The following is a 1,761-nucleotide window of genomic DNA, read 5'->3' as shown; positions in this document are numbered from 1 at the left end:
CCCCGAGTACATGGTGCCGACCGCGTTCGTGACACTCGACGCGCTGCCGCTCACCCCAAACGGCAAGCTCGACCGCAAAGCCCTGCCCGCCCCCGACCTGGTGGAGCGACCAACGGGCCGCACACCACGCTCGCCGCGCGAGGAGATCCTGTGCGGCCTGTTCGCGGAGGTCCTCGGCGTGCCTGCGGTGAGCATCGACGACAGCTTCTTCGACCTCGGCGGACACTCCCTCCTCGCGACCAAGCTGGCGGCCCGCATCCGCTCCACTCTCGAAGCCGAGCTGTCCGTGCGCCAGTTGTTCGAGACGCCCACCGTGGCGACGCTGAACACCGCCCTCGACAGCACGGCCGGGCGTGCTCGCCGCGCGATCACCCGGATGCCACGCCCCCAACGGCTCCCCCTGTCCTACGCCCAGCAACGGCTCTGGTTCCTCGGCCGCCTCGAAGGCGCCGGCCCGACCTACAACATGCCGGTGGCACTGCGCCTGACCGGAAGCCTGGACCGGGCGGCCCTGGAGTCGGCGCTGCGTGACGTCCTCGTACGCCACGAGTCCCTGCGTACCGTCTACTCGGAGGACTCCGAGGGCCCGTACCAGGCAGTGCTGCCCACCGACGCGATACGCGCCGAGCTCGCCACCGTACGAGTGGACGAGGCGGGCCTGGCCGGGGAACTGGCGGCAGCGGCCCGCTACCCCTTCGACCTGGCGGCCGAACTCCCCGTCCGCGCGACACTGTTCGAGCTCGCCGAGGACGAGCACGTCCTGCTCGTCCTGGTCCACCACATCGCCGCCGACGGCTGGTCGATGCCGCTGCTGGCCCGCGACCTGACGGCCGCCTACGCGCGGCGCAGCGCGGGCGACGCACCGGACTGGGCCGAGCTTCCGGTGCAGTACGCCGACTACACCCTCTGGCAGCAGCAGACCCTGGGCTCCGAGACCGACCCGGACAGCGCGATCACACGACAGCTCGCCCACTGGAAGCAGGCACTGGCCGGCCTCCCGGACGAGCTGGAGCTGCCGACCGACCGACCGCGCCCGGCCACCCCCACGCACCGGGGCGGCCGCGTCACCTTCGAGGTTCCCGCGATCGTGCACGGCCGCATGGCCGAGCTGGCCAAGGAGCACCGGGCCAGCGTCTTCATGGTGATGCAGTCCGCGCTCTCGGCGCTGCTCTCCCGGCTGTCAGGAGAGCAGGACATCGCCCTCGGCACCCCGATCGCGGGCCGTACGGATGACGTGGTGGAGGATCTCGTCGGGTTCTTCGTCAATACGCTGGTGCTGCGCGCCGACCTGTCGGGAGATCCGACCTTCACCGAACTGATCTGCCGTGTGCGGGAGTTCGACCTCTCCGCATACGCGCACCAGGACGTGCCCTTCGAGCGTCTCGTCGAGCACCTCGACCCGGAGCGCTCGATGGCCCGCCACCCCCTCTTCCAGACCATGCTCACCTGGAACAACGTCGACCAGGAGCAGGCGGCCGCCGTGAGCGGCCGGTTGCCCGGGCTGACCGTCGCCCAGCAGCCGCTGCCGATCGGAGCCGCCAAGTTCGACCTGCTCTTCCGCATGGCCGAACGCCATGCCCGGGACGCCAAGCCCTACGGTGTCGTCGGTGTCCTGGAGTTCAGCAAGGACCTCTTCGACCAGTCGACCGCCGAGGCACTCGTGGCCCGTTTGGTGCGGGTGCTGGAGGCGGTGGTCGGGGATCCATCCGTGCCGGTGGGACAGGTGGAGGTGCTGTCACAGGCCGAGCGCGGGCTGGTACT

At 70.6% G+C, this 1,761-nt stretch carries 1 protein-coding gene; it reads left to right on the top strand.

Annotated elements, in window-relative coordinates; all coding sequences use genetic code 11:
- Positions 1–28: 28 nt before the first annotated feature.
- The coding region (locus ACIQGQ_RS37165) for a condensation domain-containing protein (protein WP_402405107.1) at positions 29–1,761 on the top strand (1,733 nt) is incomplete at its 3' end.

It is taken from the genome of Streptomyces sp. NPDC092952, from assembly GCF_044754785.1.
GTDB lineage: Bacteria > Actinomycetota > Actinomycetes > Streptomycetales > Streptomycetaceae > Streptomyces.
This window is presented reverse-complemented; position numbering and strand designations above follow the sequence as displayed.